Origin of the sequence: Amycolatopsis decaplanina DSM 44594 (assembly GCF_000342005.1) — a bacterium.
GTDB lineage: Bacteria > Actinomycetota > Actinomycetes > Mycobacteriales > Pseudonocardiaceae > Amycolatopsis > Amycolatopsis decaplanina.
In genome coordinates this window covers 173,504-199,092 of record NZ_AOHO01000071.1, presented here as the reverse complement: position 1 = coordinate 199,092, position 25,589 = coordinate 173,504, and the positions used below count along the sequence as shown (strand labels likewise).

Below are 25,589 nucleotides of genomic sequence, written 5' to 3'. Positions count from 1 at the left end.
AAGGCGTGACTCGCGTGATCAGGGACGGAACTCGCGTGACTGGATGCCGCACTCGGGTGTGCGGTGCCTGATCACGTGAGTCCCGTTCTCAATCACGAGAGTTCCGGGTCTGATCACGTGAGTGCGGTGCCGCGCCGCCCCGGTCACCCTTGGACCGGGCGCTTCTCTGACCGGTAAGCCCATTCCAGGAACCGTTCCACCCCGCGGACGACGTGTGCGCTGCGGATCGAGGGGAAGACGTCGAAGGCGTGCTGCGCGCCGGAGATCTCCGCGTACGCGACCTCGCGCTGGGACTTGTCCCGCAGGCGCCGCACGAATTCGCGGGCCTCGCCCACCGGCACCAGTGAGTCGTGGACGCCGTGGATGACGAAGAACGGCGGCGCGTCCTCGGTGATGCGGTCCAGCGGTGACGCCGCGATGTAGTCGTCGAGGAAGTTCACCGGATCTCTGTCCGCCTCGAAGACGTGCCGGGCGATGAGCGTCTTCAGCCGGGTCTGGCTGGAGCGCCGTCCGCTGGTCGCGGCGAAGTCGTACACGCCGTAGTGCGGGGCACACGCCTGGATGCTCGTGTCGGCTTCGGTGAAGCCGGGCTGCAGCGCCGGGTCGTTCGCGGTCAGCGCCAGCAGCGCGGCGAGATGCCCGCCCGCGGAACCGCCGGTGACGGCGACGAACGACGGGTCGCCGCCGTAGGAACCGGCGTTCTTCCGGATCCAGGCCAGCGCGCGTTTCGCCGCGACGATATGCGCGGGCCAGCGGGCGGCGGGGGAGAGCGGGTAGTTGATCGCGAAGCAGATCCAGCCGCGTTTGGCCATGTGCAGCATCAGCGGCAGGCCCTGCTGGTCCTTGTTGCCGATCACCCAGGCGCCACCGTGCACCTGCAGCAGGATCGGCGCGCCGGTGACCGGCTCGCGCGGGGCGTAGACGTCGAGCAGGAACCGTTTCCCGCCGGGCGCGTAGGCGACGTTGCGGGTCCGCCGGACGTCGGGGTCGCGCATGCGGAACGGCATGGCCAGCTGGCCCCACGGCGTCGCGAGGTCGGTCGGGCTCGGCGGATGCTGGAGTTCGTCGGCGTACGCCTTGCCGATGCCTTCGGTCAGCGCGGTCTCGATCTCGCCACGGGCCCGCTGGGACTGCGCGATCAGCGTGCCGAGCCCGGCCGCCGACGCCGCCGCGAGGGCGAGCCCGGTCTTGCTCGACCCGCCCCGGTGCCGGGCGACATGCGCCGCCGCGTCGGCCGCGGTGAGCGCGAGCAGATGCGGGGCGAGCTCCCCGGTGAGCCAGCCCGCGAAGAACACCGGAACCGCCGTCCGGGCACCTCTCGGCGGCTTCAGCGCGTTCGCGGCGAGCGCGAGCTGGAGTGCCTGACGGACGACGAAACTCGGCTGCATGGGCACCGATCCTACCGCCGGGTGGCCGTCTAGAACCGGTTGCAAAGTTCACTTAAGGTGATTCTTATGCAGAGATTGAGCGGCCTGGACGCGAGTTTTCTCTACCTGGAGACACCGGCCCAGGTACTGCACGTGTGCGGGCTGCTCACCTTGGACGGTTCGACCATGCCCGGCGGCTACGATTTCGAGCGCTTCAAGGAGAAACTGGCCGAACGGGTCGAGCTGATCCCGGCGTTCCGGCGCAAGCTGCACAATCCACTCTGGAATCTGGCGCATCCGGTCTGGGTCGAGGACGAGGACTTCGACCTCGAAGCCCACGTTCACCGGATCGGCGTACCCGCGCCCGGTGACCGGCGGGAACTGGCCGAACTCTGCGCCCACATCGCGGGGCAACGACTGGACCGCGCACAGCCGCTCTGGCAGTTGTACGTCATCGAAGGCCTGGCTGACGGCGGGATCGCGGTCCTGTTGAAGATGCATCACGCGAGTGTCGACGGTGTCGGCGGCGCCAGCCTGATCACCTCTCTCGCCGGGCTCGAACCGGACGCCCCGCCGCCGGAGATCGCACGGGACGAACGCCGCAACGGGGGCGTGCCCGGCAGACGTGCGCTGTTCGGCGCGGGGCTGACGTCGTTCGCGAAACGCCCGGCCGAGATGGTGAAACTGCTCCCCGACCTGCTCGAACTCGTGCCGAGATGGCTGGGTAAAGCGTTGCAGGGCAAAGGAATGCCGGTCCCGTTCACGGCGCCGCGCACGTCGTTCAACGGGACGATCACCGCGCATCGCAGTGTCGCCTATTCCTCTCTCGATCTCGACGACGTCAAACGGATCAAGAACGCCTTCGGGGTGACCGTCAACGACGTCGTCCTCGCCGTGGTCACCGGCGCCCTGCGCCGGTTCCTCCGAGACCGGGGCGAACTGCCGGAAGACCCGCTGGTGGCGACCGTGCCGGTGTCGGTGCGCGGCCGGACCGAACGCGAGCACGGCAGCAACAAGGTTTCGGCGTTCTTCGCGTCGCTGCCCACCCATCTGGAGGATCCCGCCGCGCGGGTGTTCATGCTCGCGGAGTCGAATCGGCGTTCCAAGGACCATCACCACGACATCGACGCGGACATGCTCCAGGACTGGGCGCAGTTCTCGGCGGCGACCATGTTCGGCCTCGCGGTGCGAGCGTATTCCGCGCTGCGCCTGGCCGAACGGCATCCGGTGGTGCACAACCTCGTGGTCTCCAATGTGCCCGGTCCGCCGATGCCGCTGTACCTGCTGGGCTGCCGCATCACCGGGCTCTACCCGCTCGGTCCGGTGTTCCACGGCGCCGGGCTCAACGTCACCGTGCTGTCCAACGCGGGCAGGGTCGACGTCGGCCTGCTCGGCGCCCGCGAACTCACCGGTGACCTGTGGCCGCTCGCCGACCATTTCCCCGACGCTCTCGAGGAACTGCTCAAAGCCATGCCTTGAATCCCCTCTTCCCGCACCCCCGCCTCCCGCGGGGGTTGCCGTCACGCCTCCTTCCGGTTAAGACTAGAACAGGTTTCAATATTGTGCCCGTTCGCCCCGGTGAGGAGCCAGTGTGGACTTCCAGTTCGACGAGACGCAGACCGAGGTCACCGCGCTGGCCGCGCGCGTGCTCGGCAAGGAGCGCGAGCCCGCGGACACGTGGCGCGCGCTCGCCGACGCCGGTCTGCTCGCGCTGGCGCTGCCCGCCGAACTCGGCGGTGACGGTCTCGGTGTCGCCGAAGTCGCCTTGGTGCTGACCGAACTCGGCCGCGTCGCCTCGACGGCGCCCGCGCTGGCGTCGCTGGCGTTCGGGGTTCTGCCGGTCACGGCGCTCGGTGGCCCGGACCAGCGCTCGGCGCTGCTCCCGCCGGTCGCCGCGGGCGAATCCGTGCTCACCGCCGCGCTGCACGAACCTTCCGCGCCGTTCTCCACCCGGCCCGCGACCGTCGCGGAATCGGCCGGGGACTGGCGGCTGAGCGGGGTCAAGATCGGCGTGCCGTTCGCGGCGGAGGCGACCCGGATCCTGACACCCGTCACGATGCCCGGCGGCACCGGCGTCTTCCTGGTCGATCCCCACGCGGACGGCGTGACGCTGACCTCGACGAGAACCTCTTCCGGCACACCGGACTACACGATGACGCTGGATGCGGTGACCGTCACCGACGCCGACCTCCTCAACGGGCACGGTCCCGGCGAGTCGATCGCGACGCTGCACCGGTTCGCGCTCGCGGGCGCCGTGGCGTTCGGTGACGGGCTGCTCGCCGGCGCGCTCGCGCTGACCACGAAGCACGTCGGCGAACGTGAGCAGTTCGGGCGTCCGCTGGCGGCGTTCCAGGCGGTGGCGCAACAGATCGCGGACGTCTACGTCGCTTCGAGGACGGTCCAGCTGGCCGCGCGGTCGGCGGTCTGGCGGCTCGCGGCGGGGCTCGACGCCGAGGCGGAACTCGACATCGCGGCGTACTGGCTGGCGGAGGAAGCGCCCGGGGCGCTGGCTTTGTGTCATCACCTGCACGGCGGGATCGGCGTGGACGAAACGTATCCACTGCACCGGTTCTCGTCGGCGGTCAAGGATCTGGGAAGAATGCTCGGCGGCGCCTCGCATCGGCTGGCCGGTCTGGGCGAACTGGTGGCGGGGTGAACCGATGCTGATCGAACTGACCGCGGCGCAACACGAGTTGCGCTCCGAACTGCGTGAGTACTTCGCCGGGCTGGTGAGCGCCGACGAGCGGCGCGCGATGCTGCGGGAGCGGCACGGACCGGTGTACCGCGAGATCGTGCGGCGGATGGGCCGCGACGGCCGGCTCGGCGTCGGCTGGCCGGAACAGTACGGCGGCCGGGGTTTCGGCGAGATCGAGCAGCACATCTTCGTCGACGAGGCCGCCCGTGCCGACGTCCAGCTGCCGTCGGTGACCTTGCAGACCGTCGGGCCCACGCTGCAGGCGTTCGGCACGGAGGAGCAGAAATCCCTGTTCCTCCCCAAGATCCTCGCCGGTGAAGTGCATTTCGCCATCGGCTACACCGAACCCGACGCGGGAACGGACCTCGCGGCGCTGCGCACGACAGCGGTACGCGAAGGTGACGAGTACGTCGTCAACGGCCAGAAGATCTTCACCACCGGCGGGCACGACGCCGACTACATCTGGCTCGCCGTCCGGACCGCGCCGGACGCGCCGAGGCACAAGGGGATCTCCATCCTCATCATGGACACCCGTGATCCGGGTTATTCGTGGACGCCGATCATCACCTGCGACGGTGCGCACCACGTGAACGCCACCTACTACTCGGATGTCCGGGTGCCCGCGAACATGCTGGTGGGCAAGGAGAACGAGGGCTGGCGGCTGATCACCACCCAGCTGAACCACGAACGCGTCATGCTCGGCCCCGCCGGGCGGATCGGCGGTCTCCACGACCGCGTCCGCGACTGGGCGGCGTCCAGGAAGGCGCCGGACGGCACGCCGTTGCTCCAGCTGCCCGACGTCCGGGCCGTCCTCGCGGAAACCCTGGCGACCGCCCGGGTCAACGAACTGCTGAACTGGCAGGTCGCGGCGTCGTCGGCGACCGGACCGGTGGCGGTGGCCGACGCGTCGGCCACCAAGATCTTCGGTTCCGAACGCATTCAGCGGCTGGCCAGGAGACTGGAGGAGATCGTGGCGCGGCACGGCGATCAGGCCGACGCCGAAACCGCGGAACTGGTGCTGTGGCTGGACGTGGTGGCCAAACGCAATCTGGTGCTGACCTTCGGCGGCGGCGTCAACGAGATCCAGCGCGAGCTGATCGCCACCGCCGGCCTCGGGTTGCCGAGGGTGCCGCGATGAGTATTCAGGAAGCGGCCGCCCACATCGCCGCGCGCGGGGAATCCGCGCCGAGGGCCGCGCGCGACGCGGTCAACCAGGCGATGGTGAACAACTGGGTCGAGGCCATCGGCGACCGCAATCCGGTGTACGTCGACGAAGAGTTCGCCGCGAAGAGTGTCCACAAGGGACTTGTCGCGCCACCCGCGATGGCGCAGGTGTGGACGATGGGCGGACTGCACTGGACGAGGGCGTCGGACGACCCGCTCGGCGCGATGATGGAGGTGCTCGACGAAGCGGGGTTCACCTCGGTCGTCGCGACGAACTCCGAGCAGAACTACTTCCGGTATCTGCGGCACGGCGAGCGCGTCGCGGCGACCGCGAAACTCGAAAGTGTCGTCGGACCTAAACGCACCGCGCTGGGCGAAGGCTGGTTCGTGACGACGAAGACCACTTGGTACGTCGGCGGCGAGGCCGTCGCGGACATGGTGTTCCGGGTGCTGAAGTTCCGTCCGCCGGGCGCCGAGCCCGCCAAGGCGGCCGCCCCGGTGCTGCGGCCGGTGATCAGCAAGGACACCGAGTTCTTCTGGGCGGGCCTGCGTGAAGGGGAGCTGCGGATCCAGCGGTGGGGCGAGACCCTGCGGCATCCGCCCGGCCCGATGCCCCCGGACGGCGACTTCGACGCCAAGCCGGACTACGTCGTCGCGTGCGGACAGGGCAAGGTCTACAGCTACGTGGTGCACCACCACCCGAAGGTTCCCGGCAAGGATCTGCCGTTCGTGGTCGCGCTCGTCGAATTGGAGGAGGGGGTCCGGGTGATGGGCGAGCTGCTCGGTGCCGATCCCGAGTCTGTCCACATCGGACTCCCGGTGGAGGCCGCCTTCGTGAAGATCGACGAGGAACTGACGTTGCCCGCTTGGAGGGTCGCGCGATGAAGGACTGTTCGGTCGGCACCGAGCTGCCGTCGCTGACGATCGAGGCCACCCCCACCTTCGTGGTGAGCACCGCGCTGGCGACGCGGGATTTCCAGGACGTCCACCACGACCGCGACGCCGCCGTTCAGCGCGGGTCCAAGGACATCTTCCTCAACATCCTCACCGACACCGGCCTGGTGCAGAGGTTCGTCGCCGACTGGGCGGGACCGGAGGCGTTCGTGCGGTCGATCAAGATCCGGCTCGGCGTGCCCTGCTACGCCTACGACACGCTGACCTTCACCGGACGGGTCACGGAACGGGACGGCGACGACGTGGTGATCTCGGTGTCCGGTGTGGACAGTCTCGGTGAACACGTGGTGGGCACCGTGGCGCTCACGTTGGGAGGCGAGTGATGACGCTGTCCGGACGGGCGGCCATCGCCGGGATCGGCGCCACGGAGTTCTCCAAGGACTCCGGGCGCAGTGAGCTGCGGCTGGCGGCGGAAGCGGTTTCGAGCGCGTTGAAGGACGCCGGGCTCTCTCCGTCCGATGTGGACGGCCTGGTCTCGTTCACCATGGACGGCAACAGCGAGATCGCCGTCGCACGCGAACTCGGCATCCCCGAGCTCAAGTTCTTCAGCCGGATCCACTACGGCGGCGGTGCGGCGGCCGCGACCGTGCAGCAGGCCGCGATGGCCGTCGCGACCGGTGTCGCGGACGTCGTCGTCGCGTACCGGGCGTTCAACGAACGGTCCGGGATGCGGTTCGGGCAGGTGTCCTCGGCCGCGGCGGGGCAGGTGAACTCCTCCGGCGTCGACAACGCGTTCCACTACCCGATGGGCATCGCGACCCCGGCCGCGACCGTCGCCATGCTCGCCCGGCGCTACATGCACGAGTACGGCGCGACCAGTGAGGACTTCGGCCGGGTGGCCGTCGTCGACCGCGCCCGCGCGGCGACCAACCCCAAGGCGTGGTTCTACGGCAAGCCGATCACGCTCGAAGAGCATCAGGCCTCCCGCTGGGTCGCCGAACCGTTGCACCTGCTGGACTGCTGTCAGGAGAGCGACGGCGGGGTCGCCCTGGTGATCGTCGGCGCCGAGCGGGCGCGTGACCTGCCGCACCGGCCCGCCGTCATCGCGGCGGCGGCGCAGGGGAGCGGGCCGGACCAGTACGTGATGACCAGCTACTACCGCGACGATCTTCCGGCGCTGCCCGAGATGGGCGTCGTGGGAAGGCAGTTGTGGGAGCAGTCCGGGCTGGGGCCCGGCGACATGGACCTCGCCGTGCTGTACGACCACTTCACCCCTTATGTCCTGATGCAGCTGGAAGAACTCGGCTTCTGCGGGAAGGGCGAGGCCAAGGACTTCATCGACGGCGGCACGCTGGAACTCGACGGGAAGCTCCCGCTCAACCCGCACGGCGGACAGCTGGGGGAGGCCTACATCCACGGGATGAACGGGATCGCCGAAGGTGTCCGGCAGCTACGGGGCGACGCCGTCAACCAGGTCGACGGGGCCTCGCGCGTGCTGGTGACCGCCGGCACCGGCGTACCTACGAGCGGACTGGTCCTGACCGCGGGCTGAGATCACCTCAATGCCCGATGGTGTACTAGAGCGGCACCTGCCACGGTGAAAGGGTTACCGGCCGGGAGGTGCCATGTCTGGACCAATCGTCGTCGCGTGGACCCTGACCGCGGTGTTCGCCGCGCTCGTCCTGCCCTGCGTGCTGAGACTCGTCCGGCTGGACTACGGCAGGCAGGGCGCGGCGGTCCGCAACGGCGACCTGGCCGAACTGCTGCTCGTAGTCGCCATGGTCGCGATGCTGTCCCCGGTGGGCGGCCCGATCCCCGCGGCGGGCTGGCAGGCGGTGCTGGCGCTGACCGCCGGCTGGTTCGCCGTCTCGTGGTGGAAGGGGCGGCGATCCGGGCACGCCTCGTGCGGGCACCACGCCGTCTCCGCCACCGCGATGCTGTTCATGGTGACGTTCATGCCGCACAGCGAGGTCTCCCACGGACCGTGGCTGGTGATGTCCGGTCCCGGCGGCACTTCGGCGCTGTGGCTTTCCCTGATCTTCGGTGCCGTGGCCGCGTATTTCGCGGTGGACGCCGTGCGAGCCGGGGTCCTGGCGGCGCGGGGAGCCGGGGACTCCGGTCAGACGTCGCGGCGGGTGTGCCGGGTGATCATGGGACTCGGCATGGGCTACATGCTTCTGGGCGCGGCCGTCTGACCCGCAAGTAGTCACCTGCTTGCGTGGTCGACCGGCGCAAGCAAGTGACTAATCGCGGGGGATGCGGCGGACGACCCCGGCCTCGGCGGCGCCCGCGTCGGGCAGGCCGTCGGCCGGGTTGTCCGCGGCCCACTTGCGGGCGTCGGCGATGTCCTTGTTGAGCGCGACGATCAGCGCCTCCGACGACGGGTACGCCTCCTGCTCGCGCAGGTGGTGGCCCAGCCACACGGTCAGCACCTCGCCGTAGAGGTCGCCGCTGAAGTCCAGCAGATGCGCCTCGACGAGCCGGTAGCCGTCCGCGCCGTAGTAGGTCGGCCGCCTGCCGACCGAGACCGCGGCCGCGATCCGGGTGCCGTCGGCGCGTTCGGCCCAGCCCGCCCACACTCCGTCGCCGACTTGGCCGTCCTGGTCGCGCAGCGCGATGTTGGCGGTCGGGAAGCCCAGTTCCCGGCCCCGCTGATCGCCCTTCTCCACCTGGCCACGGACCACGAAGTACTCCGCTGTCATGCCGCTCCCGTCCCCGCTGTCACGAAAGCCATGAATACCATGCCTCGCAGCCGGGGTCGACCGCCGTCCAAGCGGCGAGCGACGTCCGAGAGATGTCCACTGTGTACTGGGTGTCCTGGAGAACCCGCATCCGCGGCCGACGTCGGCAGGACGCTGCCTGGTCATCTACGTCACGATGTGCGTACAGGGCGCCCTGCCACCGCGGCGGCGGGGCCTTCGGCCGGGGCGGGTTCAGGCGTACGGCCATTTGCCGGGGACACCTCAGCTCCGCCACCTGGCTTTCGATCACGTCGTGACGAGCCGGTATCCGAGGTCGAGTTCCGTCCGGCCGAGCAAGCCGACGTGATGCCGGTGCCAGTGCCCGTCCGCGAGATCGGCGCGCAGCCGCCCGACCGCCGTCGCGACGACGTTCTGGTCCAGCAGCGCCACCCCGGACATCCCCGCGCGCACGCGCTCGGACAGGTAAGCCTCCGGCCTGCGCCAATACGCGCCGAGGAAGCCGTCGACGCAGTCCGACGGCACCGGCAGCGGAGTCACCGAAGGCGTTCGCCCGGCCGCGGTCAATTCCTCGACGACCCTGTCGAGACAGGCCAGCCGGCTTTCGTGTTCGGCGATCTCCGGCAGGTAGTCCCGCACCAGCCAGAATCGCGCGAACACCGCCTGATCCCAGGTCACGATCACCTGGCGACGGGACACGCGCCGCAACTCGGCCAGTCCGGCGGTCACGTCCGTCCAGTGGTGCACGGTGAGCACCGCCAAGGCGGCGTCGAAGGCGCCGTCGGGGAAGGGCAGCTCTTCCGCGCACGCCTGGACGGCGGGGGCCGCCGCGGCCGGGCGCTGCGCGATCATCCGCCACGACGGCTCGACCGCGACCACGTCGCGGTCTTCCGGCTCGTAGGAACCGGCCCCGGCCCCGACGTTGACCACCGAGCGCGCGTCTCCGAGAGCGGCGGTGACAGCGGCCGCGATGCGGGGATCCGGGCGTCTTGATCGCGCGTAGTCCCGGCCGAGTTCGGCATACGGATCCGAGATCAAGGGTCGCACCCGGCCGAGTCTAGCCAGAGCCGCTATCTGCGGGAACGATGATTCAGTCTGTCGTGGTCAAGAAAGTGTCGGAAAGGACGGGCGCCTCGTCCCGGTCCGGTGCCGTGGTCGTGATCAGCAGCCCGGCGGGCTCGCGCCAGACCCGGGTCCGCAGTGGTTCGCCGGGGAAGACGACGCCGGCGAACTTGGCCGAGAACGACGCGACGCGGGCGGTGTCGCCGTCGAGGAACTCGTCGGTGACGGCCTTCGCGATGACACCGTAGGTGCACAGGCCGTGCAGGATCGGCTCGTCGAATCCGGCGGCCGCGGCGAACGCGGGATCGGCGTGCAAGGGGTTGCGGTCCCCGCAGAGCCGGTAGAGCAGGGCCTGCTGCGGCAACGTCGGCGTGTCGATGACCGCGTCCGGGGCGCGCGACGGGAGTTCGACGCGGTCCGACGGGCCGCGTTCGCCGCCGAAACCTCCTTCGCCACGGGCGAAGATGCTCGACCGCAACGTCCACAGTGGAGTCCCGTCGGAATCGGTGGCGACCGTCTCGTTCACGATCACGGCCGCCTTGCCCTTGTCGAAGACGTCGACGATCCGCGTCCGCGCCACGGCCTTCCCCGAGACCGGGATCGGCCGGTGCGCGATCACCTCCTGCTTGCCGTGCAACACCTTCCCGAGGTCGACCTCGACGCCGGGGAACGAGACCGCGGGTGGTTCGAACACGCGCAGGTTCGCCGCCACGGTGGCGAACGTCGGCAGCACCTGGAGGCCGTCCTCGTAGGTGTAGCGCAGTTCGCGCGGACTCATCGGATCCGCGCCCGCGCCCAGCGCCAGGTGGTAGAGCTGCACGTCCGACGCGGTCCAGGCGAAACTCACCTCGCCGAGGTCGGCGCCGATCGCGGCCGAAGGATCGATGGGCACGGGGGAACTCCTCAGATGCTGTGGTTTGTTCGTGATTGAAGGCGGAACACACGTGATTGAAGGCGGAACACACGTGATTGAAGGCGGAACACACGTGACTGGGCGCCGCACCGCGTCATCCGGCTGGAGACACGCGAGATCCGGCTCCAGTCACGTGGGATCCGCATCCAGACACGCATCTCCTTCTCCTACTCGTAGGTGACGGTTACCTCGTCGGTCAGCGGCAGGGACTGACACGCCAGCACGATGCCTTCGGCGATGTCGTCGCCGTCGAGGACCTCGTTGTTCAGCATCTTCACCTCGCCGGAGGTGATCCGGCAGGCACACGCGCTGCACTGGCCCTCGCGGCACGAGTACGGCGCGTCAAAACCCTTTTCCAGCAACAGGTCCAGCAGTTTCGTCCGGCGAGGCCACGCGAGGTTCCTGGTCTCACCGTCGAGGGTGACTTCGACCGACGCCGGGGTCTCGGCCTCTTCGACGGCGACGGGCTCGGCCACCTCGAAGGGGTTCCCGCCGAGGGACAGGAACCGCTCCAGGTGGATTCGTTTGCGCGGCAGCCCGAGATCCTTGAGCACTGTGCGCGCCGCGTCCATGAACGGGCCAGGTCCGCAGATGAACGCCTCGTGCCCGGTGTACGGCGCCACCAGCGCGCGCAGGTGCGCCTCCGTCGGCAACCCTTGCAGGCTCTCCAGCCAGTGCAGCACGACCAGCCGGTCCGCGTGCTTCGCGGCGAGGTCCGACAGTTCGTGCGCGAAGATCACCGAGCTCTCGTCGCGATTGGCGTACAGCAGCACCACCTTGCCGGTGCCGTGCTCCAGCGCGGATTTGAGGATCGACATCACCGGGGTGATGCCGCTGCCGCCCGCGAGCAGCAGGAAGTCCTCGTCGAGCGACGCGGGACTGAACACCCCGGCCGGCGGCAGGACCTGGACCTCTTGGCCCGCTTGGAGGTTGTCACACAGCCAGTTCGATCCGTAGCCGTCGGCGGTGCGCTTGACCGTGACCTGGACCCGGTTCTCGTGCGGCGCGCTGGAGAGCGAGTAACAGCGGGCCACCGACCCGGTCCGCTCGCTCGGCACACGCACGGTGAGGAACTGCCCTGGGGTGTAGGCGAAAGCGGAGACGTGCTCGGCCGGGATCTCGAACACGATCGACCGCGCGTCGGCCGTCTCGGTGATCACCTCGGCCACGGTCACGGTGACGGGACCGCTCATTCGGGCACCTCCAGCAGGCCGTCCTTCAACGCGGCGTCGATGCTGTCGCTGAGATTGCCGCAGGTGTCGAGCAACGCCGTCTGCGCCCCGGAAGCCTTCCGCTCGGCGAACACCGGGCAGCTCCGGGACGCGTCGGTCGTCCACTGGATGCTGGTGTGCTGCACGCTGTTCTTCTTGACCAGCACGCACGTCCCGCACGCGCGGCAGTTCAGCGGCCGCAGCCCGGCGGTGAGGAATTCGACGGTCTCGGGCTTCACACCCCGGCCTCTTCCGCCTGCTGCCGCGCCAGATTCTCGGCCACCTCCGCCGCCCAGACCTCGTTGGCGCGGCTGGTGTCCACTTCGAACTCGAAACGCTGGGTCATGTCCTCGGTGACGTCGGCCGCGTCCACATAGAACTGGTCGTACCAGCGGCGCAGCTGGTAGACCGGACCGTCCTCCTCGCACAGCAACGGGTTGTCGATCCGCGTCTTGTTGCGCCAGATCTCCACGTCCTGCAGGAAGCCGACGCCGATGCCCTTGGCGAACTTCCCGGCGATCTTGTCCGCGTGCTCGTCCGAGACGCCCTCGAACTTCTTCACGCTCACGCCCCACTGCAGCACGAACGAGTTCTCGGTGACCGGGTAGTGGCAGTTGATCAGCACGTTCTCGATCTCGAAACCCTGGTACGTGTTGAGCAGCTTGTTGATCATGTACGAGGGTCCGAAGTAGGACGCTTCCGACCGCAGCAGGTTCTCCTCGCCACCGTAGTTCGACGCCATTCCCTTGTCCGGGCGGCCCTTCGTGTTCAGGTACTGAGTGGCGATGTGCCCCTCGAACACGTTCTTGAAGTAGGTCGGGAAGGCGTAGTGGATGTAGAAGAAGTGCGCCATGTCGACCATGTTGTCGATGATTTCGCGGCAGTTGGAGCCCTCGATCAGCACCGAGTCCCAGGTCCAGTTGCTCCACTCGCCGTTGAACACGCCATCGATACGCGGGATGACGACGTCCTCGGGGGGCGGATTGCCCTCCGGGTCGTGCCAGACGAACAGTTGCTTGTTCTCCTCAAGTACCAGCCACGACTTCGTCCGCGCCCGCAGCGGAACCCTTTTGGCGTAGGGGATCGAGACGCACTTGCCGTTACCGTTCCAGCGCCAGTCGTGGAACGGGCAGGCGATCTCGTCGCCCTTGACCTCGCCCTGGGTGAGGTCGCCGCCCATGTGGCGGCAGTACCCGTCGAGCACGTTGAGCTTGCCGGACGAGTCGGCGAAGACCACCAGTTTCGTCCCGAACGCCGTGATGGCGTGCGGTTTCCCGTCCCGGAACGGCTCGGCCAGACCGAGACAGTGCCAGCCGCGCGCGAACCGCGAAGGGGGCGCGCCCGCGTCGATCTGCCGTACGGATTCCGTCGTCATCGGCTGCCTCCCGTTTGACCGTGATCTTGCTGCGCGAGGTGCTCGGCCGCAAGGTAGCCGAACACCATCGCCGGGCCGATCGTCGCGCCGGGGCCCGCGTAGGTGCGGCCCATCACCGCGGCGCTCGTGTTGCCCGCCGCGTAAAGTCCCTCGATCACCGACCCGTCCTCGCGCAGGACGCGCGCGTGCGGGTCGATCCTCAAACCGCCCTTGGTGCCCAGATCGCCGGGCACGATCTTCACCGCGTAGTACGGCGCGACGTCCAGCGGGCCCAGGCTTGGATTGGGTTTGTTCCGCGGGTCGCCGTAGTAGTGGTCGTACGCGCTGCGCCCGCGGTGGAAGTCCTCGTCCACGCCGCTCTTCGCGAAGCCGTTGAACCGCCGCACGGTGGCCTCCAGCGCTTCGGCCGGGACCTCGATCCGCTCGGCGAGTTTCGCGATCGTGCTCGCTTTGACCGCGATGCCCGCTTTGAACCAGCGGCCGGGCAGCGGCTGGCGCGGTCCGAGCCCGGTGAACATGTACCGGTTGCGGTTGCGCTGGTCGAACACCAGCCAGGTCGGGATGTTCTCGCCGGGTCCGTCACCCTCGCCGTACATCGCGTGCACGGCCTCGACGTAGGGCGCCGACTCGTTGACGAAGCGTTCGCCGCGCGCGTTCACCATCAGGCAGCCCGGCCGCGACCGCTCGGCGAGCGCGAACCACGGCCCGCCGGTCAGCGGGATGGACGGGCCCCACCAGGCGTCGTCCATCAGGTCGACGGCCGCGCCGAGTTCGAGCCCGGCCTCGATGGCGTCGCCGGTGTTGGCTTCGGCGCCGACGGTCCACTCCGTACCGATGGGCGCCCGCTGGTATTTGACCCGCATCTCCTCGTTGCGCTCGAACCCGCCCGCGCCGAGGACGACGCCGAGCCGCGCGCGGATCAGCTTGTCCTCGCCCTCGTGGCGGACCACGACGCCGGTCACCCGGTCGCCTTCGCTGGAGAGATCCACCAGGGGCGTGTTCAGCCAGACGGGGACATCCGCCCGCCGCAGCCCCTCACGCAGACCTGCCGCAAGCGCTTGCCCCATGGAAAGTAGCCGTTGGCGGCGGATCCGGCCCGCGAGCCAGCGTCCGCCGAGGCCGAGGACGCGGAGGATGCCCCGCGGATGCCGGGCGAGCAGGCTCAGCCACCGGTAGTCCGCCTGGGTGATCGGGACGCCCAGCGGGGGAGCGCTGTACGGCGGCTCCAGATTCGCCAGCTCGGGTCCGAGCAGGTTGCCGTCGAACGCGGCCGGTTCGACCGACCGTCCGCCGGCGCGCCCGCCCGGGGCCTCCGGGTGGTAGTCCGAGTAACCGCGGACCCAGCGGAAGCGCAACGGCGTCTTGTCGCAGACGAAGGACAGGACCTCGGGGCCGCGGTCGAGGAAGGCCGACCGGAGTTCGGCGGGGACGACGTCACCGACGATCGCTTCGAGGTACTCGTGCGCCCGCTCCGGGGGTTCGGAGATCCCGGCCGCGCGCAGCGCGTGGTTGCCGGGGATCCAGACGCCGCCGCCGGACCGGGCCGTCGAGCCGCCGAAGTGGGCGGCCTTCTCCACGACCAGGACCTCGAGTCCCCGGTGGGCTGCGGACAGTGCGGCGGTCATCCCGGCGGCACCACTGCCCGCCACGATCACGTCGTACTCCATACGCCCCTCACCTGAAACACGTTGTAGGAAGCATGTAGCAGCATCCGCGCTGCTCCAGTCACCATAGACGAGAACGTGTTCTAGTTCTAGGGTGGGGTCATGGACTCCCTCGTCGCGGATGTGGTGATCGTGGGTTTCGGTGCGGCGGGTGCCTGCGCGGCGATCGAAGCCGCCGACGCCGGTGCCCGGGTGCTCGTGCTGGACCGGTTCTCCGGCGGTGGCGCGAGCGCGGTCAGCGGTGGTGTCGTCTACGCCGGTGGCGGGACGGCGCAACAGCGGGACGCGGGCATCGACGACAGCGTCGACGCGATGTACGACTATCTGCGGCTCGAGGTCGGCGACGTCGTTTCCGAGGAGACCTTGCGGCGGTTCTGCGCGGGTAGTACGGAGATGATCTCCTGGCTCGAAGGCAACGGCGTGCCGTTCGAGGGCAGCCTGTGCCCGTACAAGACGTCCTATCCGAGCGACAAGCACTACCTGTACTACTCGGGCAGTGAGGCGGCGGGCGGCTTCCGTGACGCGGCCAAGCCGGCGCCGCGCGGGCACCGCGTCAAGGGGCCCGGCACTTCGGGGAAACTGCTGATGAAACGCCTGATGGAGGCTGTCCGCAGTCGCGGTGTCCAGGTGCTGCGGCAGACCGCCGCGCGGAATCTCATCGTGGACGCCGACGGGACCGTGACCGGCGTCGTCGTGTCCACGTTGCGGGACGCTCCCGCTCGGGTGCGGGCAGCGCATCGGAAGCTGTCCGCGTATGCCGCGAAACCGGGGATCTACGTGCCGTCGCTGCGGAAGTCGCTGCACCGGCGGGTGGAACGAATCGAACGGCGATACGGCCGTGAGCTGCGGATCTCCGCCTTGCGTGGCGTCGTTCTCTCGGCGGGCGGGTTCATCGCGAATCGTGAGATGGTGCGCGAGCACGCTCCCGCTTATCGGGGTGGGCTGGCGCTCGGGACCTCCGCCGACGACGGGTCCGGCATCCGGATGGGTGTCGAAGCGGGCGGGGCCACGGCCGAACTCGGGCGGATCTCCGCCTGGCGGTTCATCACCCCGCCCTCGGCGTTCCTCGGCGGCCTGCTCGTGGACAAGACGGGCGGCCGGATCATCGACGAATCCCGGTACGGTGCCGCCGTCGGCGAACGCATGATCACCGAACACGAGGGGCGTGGCTGGCTGCTGGTCGACGACGCCATCGTCCGGGAGGTCCGGCGGGACGCACGCGGGCAAAGTCAATGGTTCCAAGGACTTCAGGTGCGCTATCTGCTGCGGCAACGAGTCGTCGCCGGTTCGCTCGAACAGGTCGCGCGCAAGGCCGGTGTCGATCCCGGCGGGCTGGCCGCCAGTGTCGAGGCCTCGCGCTCCGGCGCCGATCCGACGGGGAAACCCGCGGAATTCGCGCGGCCGCTGGATCGGGCGCCGTACTCGCTGATCGACGTCTCGATCAAGCCGAACCTCGGCTATCCGTGTCCGATGCTGACGCTGGGCGGCCTGGTCGTGGACGAGGAGACCGGTGCCGTACGTGCGTCGTCCGGTGCTCCGATCCGCGGGCTGTACGCGGCGGGGCGGACCGCGGTGGGAATCTGTTCTAGGTCCTATGTGAGCGGTCTGTCGCTGGCCGACTGCGTGTTTTCCGGTCGTCGTGCCGGACTGCACAGTGCCCTCGACCGGGGGTCGGTCGACAAAAACGAGAACGTGTTCTAGTCTTGGATCTGGTTCACGGAGTATGGCGAGAGAGGGAACGCATATGAGCGAGCACGCCGCGCAGGACGTGATCGCGGGGATCCGGGAGCTGCTGCCGGTCCTGCGGGAACGGGCGCAGGAGGCGGAGGACGCGAGGCGCGTTCCCGAGGAGTCCGTCAAATCCCTGCAGGAGACCGGGTTCTTCAAACTCCTGCAGCCGAAGACGTTCGGCGGCCTCGAAGCCGACCCGGTGAGCTTCTACACCGCGGTCAAACTCGTCGCGAGCGCGTGCGGGTCCACCGGCTGGGTCGCCTCCATCCTCGGCGTCCACCCGTGGCACCTCGGCCTGTTCGAGGCGCAGGCGCAGCAGGACGTCTGGGGTGACGACACCGACGTCCGGATCTCCTCGTCGTACGCGCCGATGGGCAAGGCGGACGTCGTCGACGGCGGTTACCGGCTCAGCGGGCGCTGGAGTTTCTCCTCCGGCTGCGACCACGCGACCTGGGTGCTGCTGGGCGGGCCGACGTTCTCCGGCGGCAAACCCGTCGACTTCTGCACCTATCTGGTGCCGATCTCCGACTACACGATCGAAGACGTGTGGGACACCGTGGGCCTGCGAGGTACCGGGTCCAACGACATCATCGTGAACGACGTGTTCGTCCCGAAGCACCGTGCGCTCAGCTTCATCGCGACATCGAAGTGCAAGACACCCGGGCAGGAGATCAACCCCGGGCCGCTGTACAAACTGCCGTACGGTTCGGTGCACCCGAGCACGATCACCGCACCGATCATCGGGATGGCGCAGGGCGCGTACGACGCGCACGTCGAGTACCAGGGCAAGCGGGTCCGCGCGGCCTATGCGGGTGAACAGTCCAAAGAGGACCCGTTCGCCAAGGTGCGGATCGCCGAGGCGGCGAGCGAGATCGACGCGGCCTGGCTCCAGCTGACGCACAACATCGACGAGCTGTACCAGCTGGCGTGCAAGGGGGAGAAGCTGCCATTCCCCACGCGGCTGCGAGTCCGCCGTGACCAGGTTCGCGGTACCGAGCGCGCGATCTTCGCGATCGACAGGCTCTTCGAGAACTCCGGCGGGCGGGCACTGCAGGCCGGAACCCCGATCCAGCGGTTCTGGCGCGACGCCCACGCCGGCCGGGTGCACGCCGCGAACGACGCCGAGCGCGCCTACGTCATGTTCGGAACCGGCGCCTTCGGGCTGCCCGTCGAGAATGCGATGGTCTGATGGCCGAAGGCAAGTACGTCACCGTCCACGATGGACTCAAGCTGCACTACCACGAGGCGGGCGGGGAGCATCCGGAGACGGTGATCCTGCTGCACGGCGGCGGGCCCGGCGCGTCGGCGTGGAGCAACTTCGGCCGCAACCTCTCGGTGTTCGGCAAGAACTACCGGACGCTGGCGATCGACCAGCCGGGGTTCGGCCGATCGGGCAAACCGACCGAGCACCCCCAGTACTTCCGGCACAGCGCGGACGCCGTCGTCGGGCTGATGGACGAACTCGGTATCGAGCGGGCGCATTTCGTCGGCAACTCGCTCGGCGGCGGGACCTCCGTGCGGCTCGCGCTCAATCACCCGAAGCGCGCCGGACGTCTCGTCCTGATGGGACCGGGCGGTCTGAGCGTGAACCTGTTCGCGCCCGACCCCACCGAGGGCATCAAGAACCTCGGCCGGTTCAGCGCCCCGCCGGGGCCGAGCCGCGAGAAACTCGAAGCCTTCCTTCGGATCATGGTGCACGACCAGTCGCTGATCACCGACGAACTGATCGACGAACGGTTCGCCGCCGCGAGCGCGCCGGAGTCCCTGGCCGCGATGAAGGCGATGGGGAAGTCGTTCGCTCAGCCCGAAACCTACGAGGAGGGCATGCTGTGGCGCGAGGCGCATCGCCTGCGCCAGCGTGTGCTGCTCATCTGGGGCAGGGAAGACCGGGTCAACCCGCTCGACGGCGCGTTGCTCGCGCTCAAGACGATCCCGCGTGCCCAGTTGCACGTGTTCGGCGGCTGCGGGCACTGGGCGCAGCTGGAGAAGTTCGACGAGTTCAACCGGCTGGCACTCGACTTCCTGGGAGCCTCCTGATGGGTATCCGTTCGCTCGCCTACCTCCGCATCGAAGCCACCGACATGGCCGCGTGGCGTGAATACGGGCTGAAGGTCCTCGGTATGGTCGAGGGCTCCGGTACGAACCCGGAAGCGCTCTACCTGCGCATGGACGATTTTCCGGCGCGGCTGGTGGTGTTCCCCGGTGACCACGACCGGCTCGCAGTGGCGGGCTGGGAGGTCGCCAACGCCGGCGAACTCGACGAGATCCGGGCATCGCTCGACGCGCACTCGGTGCCGTACAAGGAAGGAACCCCGGATCAGCTGGCCGATCGCCGGGTCGACGGTTTGGTGTCCTTTGAGGACCCTTCGGGTAACACGCTCGAAGTGTTCCACGGCGTCGCGCTGCAACACCGGCGGGTCGTGAGTCCTTATGGGCACAAGTTCGTGACCGGCGAGCAAGGACTCGGGCATGTCGTCCTGTCGACACACGACGATGACGCGTCCCTGCGCTTCTATCGCGACGTGCTCGGGTTCCGACTGCGCGACTCGATGAGACTGCCGCCGCAGATGGTCGGGAGGCCCGCCGACGGCGCTCCGGCGTGGCTGCGGTTCTTCGGCTGCAACCCGCGCCACCACAGTCTCGCCTTCCTGCCGATGCCGACGCCGAGTGGCATCGTGCACCTCATGGTCGAAGTGGAGAACACCGACGACGTCGGCCTCTGCCTCGACCGGGCCATCCGCCGGAAGGTGCCGATGTCGGCGACCCTCGGGCGGCACGTCAACGATCTGATGCTCTCGTTCTACATGAAGACTCCCGGCGGCTTCGACGTCGAATACGGCTGCGAGGGCAGGCAAGTGGACGACGAGAGCTGGATCGCCCGAGAGAGTACGGCGGTTTCCTTGTGGGGACACGACTTTTCGGTCGGTGCCCGTCCGCCGGGTCAGTCGTGACCCCGGTGACGGACCTCGGCTCGGACATCGATCCGGCGCGGTTCCGCACGGTGCTCGGGCATTTCTGCACGGGTGTCGCGGTGGTGACCGGGCACGACGGTCGAGCGCCGGTGGGCTTCGCGTGCCAGTCGTTCGCGGCGCTTTCCCTGGATCCGCCGCTGGTGCTTTTCTGTCCTGCCAAGACTTCCCGGACGTGGGCGGTGCTCGCCGAGTCGGGCCGGTTCGCCGTGAACGTGCTCTCCGAGGACCAGCAGGACGTCAGCGCGGTGTTCGGCTCGCGGGGCGCGGACAAGTTCGCGTCGATCGACTGGACGCCCGCCCCTTCCGGGTCCCCCTTGCTGACAGGGGCCTTGACGTGGATCGATTGCACGCTCGAAGCCGTGCACGAGGCGGGTGACCACTACGTCGTCGTCGGCAGGGTCACCGCGCTCGGGGAACCGTCCGACGATCGTCCGCTGCTGTTCCACCGCGGGCGGTACACGGTGACCGAACCGGTGACGGACGCGCTCGCCGCGCTCATGCCGTGGCCGCGTCCCGATGATTGGCTCTGATCGGCTCACCCGCTTCGTGCAGGCTGCGCAACGCGAGCGCGTACGACTCGACGAGGCCCGTCTCGTGATACGGGACGCCGATTTCCGCGCAGTATCCTTGGACGATGGGCCGGGCGCGGCGAAGATGCGGCGACGGCATGCTCGGGAACAGATGATGCTCGATCTGGTAGTTGAGCCCGCCGAGCGCGACGTCGACGATCCGGCCGCCCCGGACGTTGCGTGACGTGAGCACCTGCTTGCGGAGGAAGTCGAGCTCGGTGTCACCGGACAGGATCGGCATCCCCTTGTGGTTGGGAGCGAAGATCGATCCCATGTAGACACCCCACAGTGCTTTGTGGACGATGAAGAAGACGAGCGCCTTGGCGGGGGAGAGGACCACGAGCAGCGCGCTGAAGTACAGCGCGAAATGCGCCAGTAGCAAGGCCGCTTCGATCCCGCGCCGCCGGAGGCCCGGTTTCGAAACCGCGCGGATACCGGAGAAGTGCAGATTCAGGCCTTCGAGGGTGAGCAGCGGGAAGAACAGGTACGCCTGGTAGCGGCCGATGAACCGCGGTAGCCCTTTGCTGGCCCTCGCCTGCTCCTTCGACCACACGAGGATGTCCGGATCGACGTCGGGGTCGAGGTCCTCGTGATTCGGGTTCGCGTGGTGGCGGGTGTGCTTGTCCATCCACCAGCCGTAACTCATGCCGATCCCGAGGTTCCCCGCGACACGTCCGGCGATCTCGCTCGGACGGCGGGTGCGGAACACCTGGCGGTGCGCGAGATCGTGCGACAGCAGGGCGATCTGGCCGAACATCACCGCCTGGAAGACGGCGATCCCCAGCTGCCACCAGGAGTCCCCGATCGCGAAGAAGGCGATCCAGCCGGAGACGAAGAGGATGGCGACCAGGCCGATGCGGAAGGCGTAGTAGCCGGGACGGCGGTCGAGGAGGCCCGCTTCGCTGATGCGGCGGGACAGGCGGGCGAAATCGCTGCCTGTGCGGAGGTTTGCGGTCACCGTTGTGAGTCTGGTTCGGGGACGGGGCGGGGTGAATGCGGTGCGCCGGTGGGTCGGTGCGGGGGTTGGCCCTACCCTGAGGGTTGAGGTTCGGCTTCGATCCAGCGGGATCGGCTGTTGGTGCGCGCCGGCGTTTTTCGACGCGGCCTCGTTCGCGACGGCTGGTCTCAGTGAGCGGACGGCGCCGTAGAGAAGAGCAGAGTCGGCACGGGTGAGGAGATACGTGGATGTGGTATCTACGAGTAGCGTGGTCGCATGAATTCGCCGAGGAACCCGTGGAGATCCTCAGTGAGGTCGGTGCCGATGGCTATGAGCGTCGGAAGGTAGAGCGTTTCCGAAATGGCCGATTCGGTTGGGCTGACGAGAAGCACGAGGTGGGCGGCACAGGTTTGGGGAAGGTTCCCGTCCCGCCTCTTGCCGAGATCAACTCACAGCAGGAGTTCGTGGCGTCCCGAGTCGGTGGCGACGAGTTCGAACAGGCATGGGACCGAGCACTCGGCGGGCAATGAGCGGCCACCTTCAGGTTCGGTGAAGCCATCGCTCGCCGACGATAGGGCAGTCGCGGATATCTACTGAGCTCCTGACACCCTTGGAGTCAAACGGTCAGTGCGCCACGTGAGATGGTGGCCATACCGCTTGACGATGGGAGTGTTCTGGATGGCGCGGCGTCCCTTTGCAAGCGGTTGAGCGCGAGCTCATCGCGTTGGGTATCAAGCGGAATCTGTCGTTCCGTGTTATCGCCACATGGATCGGCCGTCATCACTCGGTGGTGGCACGTGAGGTGAACAACAACGGAGGACGCGATCAGTATTGGCCACGGAACCGCTGAACGTGTGGCACGCCTCTTGGCTAGGAAAATGAACACTCTTCCCGACTTGTTCAAGAACGGCATCACCTGGGACCAAGGTGGCGAAATGGGCCGACACGCCGAGTTCACGATCGCCACGAACATGCCAGTTTACTTCTGCGACCCACGCGCGCCATGGCAACGTGGCAGCAATGAGAACACCAATGGACTGCTGCGCCAATACTTCCCCAAGGGAACCGATCTCTCGGGATATTCGCAGGACGAGCTCGATGCCGTCGCAGACGAACTCAACGACCGGCCAAGGCAGACGCTGGGATGGCTGAAGCCGATCGAAGCGTTCAGCAAAGTGTTGCTAGACTAGAGGTGGTGCACTCACCAATTGAAACCACCCCCGCCTCATTTCGTAGCGATCGAACTCATGTTCGAGTATGATCATGGGTATGACCACGTCTCTTGGCTTTAACCCGAAAGCCGCTCGTTTTCTCGACGCCGCTTACGATGAAGAGGTGTCGCTTCGCCGTGCGCAGGGGCGGCAGGTGCGTTCGATAGCGGGGTTCGCCGCGGTGGGTGGTTCGCGAAGATCGGTGACCGAGGAGGTCGCTTTGGCCTTCTCGGTCTCCCGCAATCAGGCGTATCTGCTGGTCGAAACCTCCTGTGCCCTGGTGGGCCGGTTGCCGAATACGTTGGCGGCGCTGGAGAAAGGTGATATCGATCTGTTCAAGGCGTCGAAGGTCAGTCAGCTGACCCGTGAGGTCTCCGACGAGGTCGCCGCACAGGTGGACGCGTTCATGGCCAAGCGTCTCGCCGACCGTGACCCCGGGGCGATCCGGAAATCGGTGGATCACGCGGTGCAGAAGTTCGACCGCGCCGGTTATGAGGAACGCGCCGCGAAGAAACGCGCGTTGCGTCATGTCTCGCTGGAACACGAAGACGAGACCATGTCCAAACTGTCGGGCTGGCTTCCCGCCGAGGTGGCAAGCTCGATTTACGTGTCGTTGAGCCACGCGGCCAAGATACGCCGCAGGAACGACAAATCCCGCACCCTCGATCAGCACCGCGCCGACGTCTTCGCCGAACGTCTCCTCGCCGAAGACGGCCACGGCACACCTCGTGCGCACATCCACGTCTATGTCGACCTGCTCACCCTGGCCGGTGCGCGTGAGGATCCCGCGTTCCTGGCGGGTTACGGACCCGTTCCGGACTGGCTCGCGCGAGAGATCGCCTCAGACCCCGCCTCGACGTGGTCGCGGTTGATCACCGACCCCGCCACCGGACAACTCCTGGAAGCCGGCGCCGACAAGTACCGGTCCCCGGCCTCGCTGGCCAGGTTGATCAAGGCACGGGATCGGGAATGCACCCATCCAGGCTGCCACCGCCCCGCCGAGTTCTCCGAAATCGACCACATCACCACCTGGGCGCGGAACGGCAAGACCGATCACCACAACTGCCACGCCGCCTGCAAAATCCACAACCTCCTCAAAGAAGAACCCGGCTGGTCCGCCACCCCCACCGGCAACGGCGGCATGACCATCACCACCCCCACCGGCCGCACCTACACCGCAACCCCCGAACCACTCCATGACCCGCGCCCCGAACCGGAGGACGACACCCCACCGTTCTGACCGGCACGGACATACCCTGCGACCACCCGGACACGCGCCGGGCGGCGGCACCGGCGCGCCCCGAAGCGCGCCCGGTCCGCCACCACGCGCGCCACGTGCCGCTAAGACCCCGCAGCAGTCTCCCGCGCCGCATCGAAAGGAGCCCGGTCGAACACGATCCGCAACTCCACGATCTTCCCCTCCCGCACCGTCATCAGCTCGGCCCCGGGTGCGCTCGCCACCGGCAGGGTCGCCGTGTCGTACATCAGCAACGCCGTCGCTTCGTCCCCGAACGCCGAAAGCAGGGTCGACCCGGTCAGGATCTTGGTGAACGGGCCCATGAACCCGCGAAAAGCCTCCGCGCCGGCAAGGCGCCCACCGGGCGTGTGGCAGACGATGTCGTCGGCGACGTAGGTCATCGCCTGCTCGAAGTCCTTGCCCGTCCACGCGCGGTGGTAGGAGAGTGCGACATCCAAGGCGGGACTGGTCATGATGGTTCCTTTCGCCGATCTTCACCCCGTCAGACACCACCCCCGCCCGGAACGGAACGGTGCGCCGCGAAAAAGGTCGTGACAGGATCGGCCCGTGAGCACGAGGACGACGGACGAGCAGGTGTTTCGCGAGCTGGCCGACACGTACCGGCACGAGCTCCACCTGCACTGTTACCGGATCCTCGGCTCCTTCACCGACGCCGAGGACGCCGTCCAGGAAACACTCCTGGCCGCGTGGCGAGGTCTCGACGGCTTCGAGGGGTGCTCGTCGCTTCGCACTTGGCTGTGCCGCATCGCCACCAACCGCTGCCTCAACGCCCAGAGGGACGCGGGCCGCCGTCGACCGCCCGAACCGGTGCCGCCGTTCGACCCGCCGGAGCCGAGCCTCCGCGGCGAGATGACCTGGCTGCAGCCGTACCCGGACGAACTCCTCGAGCGCGTCGCCGACAGCGAGCCCGGCCCCGAAGCGCGCTACGGCACCAGGGAGGCGATCGAGCTCGCTTTCATCACCGGCCTCCAGCTTCTCCCGCCGAGACAAGCCGCCGCGCTCGTCCTGCGTGACGTCCTGTGCTTCCCCGCCGATGAGGTCGCGAGCATGCTCGGCACCACCGAGACGGCGATCAAAGGCATCCTTCAGCGCGCCCGCGCGTCCCTCGACAAGCATCGCGATGGCGCCGCACACCGGCCTTCACCGCAGGAACGCGAGCTGACCAGGCGATTCGCCGATGCTTTCACCGCGGCTGACCTCGACGGCGTCTTAAGCCTGCTCACCGATGACGCCTGGCTCGCCATGCCGCCGGCACCGCACGAGTACCACGGTCTCGCAGCGATCGCCGGTTTCCTTCGCGTCACCATGGCCATTCCCGTGGAGCGTTTCACCGTGACGCCGACGCGGGCCAACAACCAGCCCGCCTTCCGCTGCCGCCATGGCGAGACATCGGCCGGGCTGATGGTCCTCACCCTGGATGGTGACCGCATCCGCGCCATCACCCGGTTCCTCCATCAGAAGTAATCCGCCAGACGACGGCAGAGTACGCCGATGTCCAAGACCGGCGTGCCCGTCCACAAAGGACTGTCCATCCACCCGATCTCTTCGGGCGTTCCTCGATGCCGCACGAAAACGTGCTGATGGAAGTGGGCGACGCTGCGCCCGGCGATGGCGGAGAACACGTGCTCCGGAGTCAGCTCCGCCCGCAGGCCGCGAGCCGCGCACCAGGCCGCGTGCGACACCGCCGAGACCTCGTCCGAGGTCAGCTTGTCCAGTGCCGCCACGTGCCGCCGGGTCTCCACGAACAGATAGCCGGGGAACTCGCCGGGACGGTGCGACACCACGACCGCGTCGTCCGCCCAGACGACTGGACCGGCCAAGGGCCCCTCGCCGCGGTGCTTGGCACAGATCGCGCACTCCACGGGGC

Annotated in this window: 27 protein-coding genes and 1 pseudogene; 17 read left to right on the top strand and 11 right to left on the bottom strand. The window is 68.2% G+C overall.

Annotated elements, in window-relative coordinates; all coding sequences use genetic code 11:
* Positions 1 to 143 precede the first annotated feature (143 nt).
* Positions 144 to 1,388 (bottom strand): alpha/beta hydrolase, encoded by a 1,245-nt coding sequence (locus H074_RS29235; RefSeq protein ID WP_007033683.1) that lies wholly within the window; start codon positions 1,386 to 1,388, stop codon positions 144 to 146.
* Between the two features lie 66 nt (positions 1,389 to 1,454).
* On the opposite strand from H074_RS29235, the gene H074_RS29230 reads away from it, so the two are divergent.
* The 7 genes from H074_RS29230 to H074_RS29200 all read left to right on the top strand — a co-directional run bounded on the left by H074_RS29230 (position 1,455) and on the right by H074_RS29200 (position 8,315).
* Positions 1,455 to 2,846, top strand: coding sequence for a WS/DGAT/MGAT family O-acyltransferase (locus H074_RS29230; protein WP_007033682.1), 1,392 nt, complete (start codon positions 1,455 to 1,457; stop codon positions 2,844 to 2,846).
* A gap of 112 nt (positions 2,847 to 2,958) precedes the next feature.
* Positions 2,959 to 4,023, top strand: coding sequence for an acyl-CoA dehydrogenase family protein (locus H074_RS29225; protein ID WP_007033681.1), 1,065 nt, complete (start codon positions 2,959 to 2,961; stop codon positions 4,021 to 4,023).
* Between the two features lie 4 nt (positions 4,024 to 4,027).
* A complete protein-coding gene (locus H074_RS29220) occupies positions 4,028 to 5,200 on the top strand; it encodes an acyl-CoA dehydrogenase family protein (RefSeq protein WP_007033680.1) in 1,173 nt (390 codons plus the stop codon).
* Positions 5,197 to 6,111 (top strand): bifunctional MaoC family dehydratase N-terminal/OB-fold nucleic acid binding domain-containing protein, encoded by a 915-nt coding sequence (locus H074_RS29215; protein ID WP_007033679.1) that lies wholly within the window; start codon positions 5,197 to 5,199, stop codon positions 6,109 to 6,111. Before H074_RS29220 ends, H074_RS29215 begins: the two co-directional genes overlap by 4 nt.
* Positions 6,108 to 6,503: a MaoC family dehydratase gene (locus H074_RS29210; protein WP_007033678.1), complete on the top strand. Its 396-nt coding sequence runs from the start codon at positions 6,108 to 6,110 to the stop codon at positions 6,501 to 6,503. The genes H074_RS29215 and H074_RS29210 overlap by 4 nt, the downstream gene beginning before the upstream one ends.
* Positions 6,503 to 7,672 (top strand): lipid-transfer protein, encoded by a 1,170-nt coding sequence (locus H074_RS29205; protein WP_007033677.1) that lies wholly within the window; start codon positions 6,503 to 6,505, stop codon positions 7,670 to 7,672. Before H074_RS29210 ends, H074_RS29205 begins: the two co-directional genes overlap by 1 nt.
* Before the next feature lie 73 nt (positions 7,673 to 7,745).
* Complete coding sequence (locus tag H074_RS29200) at positions 7,746 to 8,315, top strand: DUF5134 domain-containing protein (RefSeq protein WP_007033676.1); 570 nt, start codon at positions 7,746 to 7,748, stop codon at positions 8,313 to 8,315.
* Positions 8,316 to 8,363: 48 nt separating this feature from the next.
* On the opposite strand, the gene H074_RS29195 is transcribed toward H074_RS29200, so the two are convergent.
* The 7 genes from H074_RS29195 to kstD form a co-directional block, all read right to left on the bottom strand.
* On the bottom strand, positions 8,364 to 8,822 hold the full coding sequence (locus H074_RS29195; RefSeq protein ID WP_007033675.1) for a riboflavin kinase: 459 nt from the start codon (positions 8,820 to 8,822) through the stop codon (positions 8,364 to 8,366).
* Between the two features lie 285 nt (positions 8,823 to 9,107).
* Positions 9,108 to 9,857 carry a methyltransferase domain-containing protein gene (locus H074_RS29190; protein WP_007033674.1) on the bottom strand — a complete coding sequence of 250 codons (750 nt, stop codon included), beginning with the start codon at positions 9,855 to 9,857 and terminating at the stop codon, positions 9,108 to 9,110.
* Between the two features lie 52 nt (positions 9,858 to 9,909).
* Positions 9,910 to 10,773, bottom strand: coding sequence for a MaoC/PaaZ C-terminal domain-containing protein (locus tag H074_RS29185; RefSeq protein ID WP_007033673.1), 864 nt, complete (start codon positions 10,771 to 10,773; stop codon positions 9,910 to 9,912).
* Positions 10,774 to 10,961: 188 nt separating this feature from the next.
* A complete protein-coding gene (locus H074_RS29180) occupies positions 10,962 to 11,987 on the bottom strand; it encodes a ferredoxin--NADP reductase (RefSeq protein WP_007033672.1) in 1,026 nt (341 codons plus the stop codon).
* On the bottom strand, positions 11,984 to 12,244 hold the full coding sequence (locus H074_RS29175; RefSeq protein WP_007033671.1) for a hypothetical protein: 261 nt from the start codon (positions 12,242 to 12,244) through the stop codon (positions 11,984 to 11,986). The genes H074_RS29180 and H074_RS29175 overlap by 4 nt, the downstream gene beginning before the upstream one ends.
* Entirely contained in the window at positions 12,241 to 13,380 is a 1,140-nt protein-coding gene (locus H074_RS29170; RefSeq protein WP_007033670.1) for a 3-ketosteroid-9-alpha-monooxygenase, oxygenase component, read from the bottom strand. The genes H074_RS29175 and H074_RS29170 overlap by 4 nt, the downstream gene beginning before the upstream one ends.
* Entirely contained in the window at positions 13,377 to 15,047 is a 1,671-nt protein-coding gene (kstD, locus tag H074_RS29165; RefSeq protein WP_007033669.1) for a 3-oxosteroid 1-dehydrogenase, read from the bottom strand. The genes H074_RS29170 and kstD overlap by 4 nt, the downstream gene beginning before the upstream one ends.
* A 99-nt stretch (positions 15,048 to 15,146) precedes the next feature.
* Between kstD and H074_RS29160 the strand changes: the two genes are divergently transcribed.
* The 5 genes from H074_RS29160 to hsaB are packed head-to-tail and all read left to right on the top strand — an operon-like array spanning position 15,147 to position 20,277.
* Positions 15,147 to 16,745, top strand: coding sequence for an FAD-binding protein (locus tag H074_RS29160; RefSeq protein WP_007033668.1), 1,599 nt, complete (start codon positions 15,147 to 15,149; stop codon positions 16,743 to 16,745).
* A 43-nt stretch (positions 16,746 to 16,788) separates the two neighbouring features.
* Positions 16,789 to 17,964 (top strand): 3-hydroxy-9,10-secoandrosta-1,3,5(10)-triene-9,17-dione monooxygenase oxygenase subunit, encoded by a 1,176-nt coding sequence (hsaA, locus tag H074_RS29155; RefSeq protein ID WP_007033667.1) that lies wholly within the window; start codon positions 16,789 to 16,791, stop codon positions 17,962 to 17,964.
* Positions 17,964 to 18,812: a 4,5:9,10-diseco-3-hydroxy-5,9,17-trioxoandrosta-1(10),2-diene-4-oate hydrolase gene (gene hsaD / locus H074_RS29150; protein WP_007033666.1), complete on the top strand. Its 849-nt coding sequence runs from the start codon at positions 17,964 to 17,966 to the stop codon at positions 18,810 to 18,812. Before hsaA ends, hsaD begins: the two co-directional genes overlap by 1 nt.
* The gene (gene hsaC / locus H074_RS29145; RefSeq protein WP_007033665.1) at positions 18,812 to 19,726 is read left to right on the top strand and encodes an iron-dependent extradiol dioxygenase HsaC; all 915 of its coding nucleotides are present in this window, start codon (positions 18,812 to 18,814) and stop codon (positions 19,724 to 19,726) included. The genes hsaD and hsaC overlap by 1 nt, the downstream gene beginning before the upstream one ends.
* Positions 19,723 to 20,277 (top strand): 3-hydroxy-9,10-secoandrosta-1,3,5(10)-triene-9,17-dione monooxygenase reductase subunit, encoded by a 555-nt coding sequence (gene hsaB, locus H074_RS29140; protein ID WP_007033664.1) that lies wholly within the window; start codon positions 19,723 to 19,725, stop codon positions 20,275 to 20,277. The genes hsaC and hsaB overlap by 4 nt, the downstream gene beginning before the upstream one ends.
* Here hsaB and H074_RS29135 read toward each other — a convergent pair.
* Positions 20,243 to 21,274 carry a fatty acid desaturase family protein gene (locus H074_RS29135; protein ID WP_007033663.1) on the bottom strand — a complete coding sequence of 344 codons (1,032 nt, stop codon included), beginning with the start codon at positions 21,272 to 21,274 and terminating at the stop codon, positions 20,243 to 20,245. The genes hsaB and H074_RS29135 overlap by 35 nt on opposite strands.
* Positions 21,275 to 21,501: 227 nt before the next feature.
* Between H074_RS29135 and H074_RS42275 the strand changes: the two genes are divergently transcribed.
* The 4 genes and pseudogenes from H074_RS42275 to H074_RS29125 all read left to right on the top strand — a co-directional run bounded on the left by H074_RS42275 (position 21,502) and on the right by H074_RS29125 (position 23,704).
* Positions 21,502 to 21,783, top strand: a complete 282-nt coding sequence (locus H074_RS42275; protein WP_007033662.1) for a DUF6881 domain-containing protein — start codon at positions 21,502 to 21,504, stop codon at positions 21,781 to 21,783.
* 164 nt (positions 21,784 to 21,947) lie between these two features.
* Positions 21,948 to 22,103: a helix-turn-helix domain-containing protein gene (locus tag H074_RS42385; protein ID WP_083920519.1), complete on the top strand. Its 156-nt coding sequence runs from the start codon at positions 21,948 to 21,950 to the stop codon at positions 22,101 to 22,103.
* Positions 22,096 to 22,443 (top strand): annotated as a pseudogene (locus H074_RS29130) (IS30 family transposase); the annotation flags it as partial. The gene H074_RS42385 and the pseudogene H074_RS29130, both read left to right, overlap by 8 nt.
* Before the next feature lie 223 nt (positions 22,444 to 22,666).
* Positions 22,667 to 23,704: an HNH endonuclease signature motif containing protein gene (locus H074_RS29125; protein WP_007033660.1), complete on the top strand. Its 1,038-nt coding sequence runs from the start codon at positions 22,667 to 22,669 to the stop codon at positions 23,702 to 23,704.
* Positions 23,705 to 23,805: 101 nt separating this feature from the next.
* On the opposite strand, the gene H074_RS29120 is transcribed toward H074_RS29125, so the two are convergent.
* Positions 23,806 to 24,174 (bottom strand): nuclear transport factor 2 family protein, encoded by a 369-nt coding sequence (locus H074_RS29120; protein WP_007033659.1) that lies wholly within the window; start codon positions 24,172 to 24,174, stop codon positions 23,806 to 23,808.
* Positions 24,175 to 24,268: 94 nt separating this feature from the next.
* Here H074_RS29120 and H074_RS29115 point away from each other — a divergent pair, with 94 nt between their 5' ends.
* The gene (locus H074_RS29115; RefSeq protein WP_007033658.1) at positions 24,269 to 25,186 is read left to right on the top strand and encodes an RNA polymerase subunit sigma-70; all 918 of its coding nucleotides are present in this window, start codon (positions 24,269 to 24,271) and stop codon (positions 25,184 to 25,186) included.
* Here the strand turns inward: H074_RS29115 and H074_RS29110 are convergent.
* Complete coding sequence (locus H074_RS29110) at positions 25,177 to 25,584, bottom strand: HIT family protein (RefSeq protein ID WP_083920518.1); 408 nt, start codon at positions 25,582 to 25,584, stop codon at positions 25,177 to 25,179. The genes H074_RS29115 and H074_RS29110 overlap by 10 nt on opposite strands.
* Between the last annotated feature and the right edge of the window lie 5 nt (positions 25,585 to 25,589).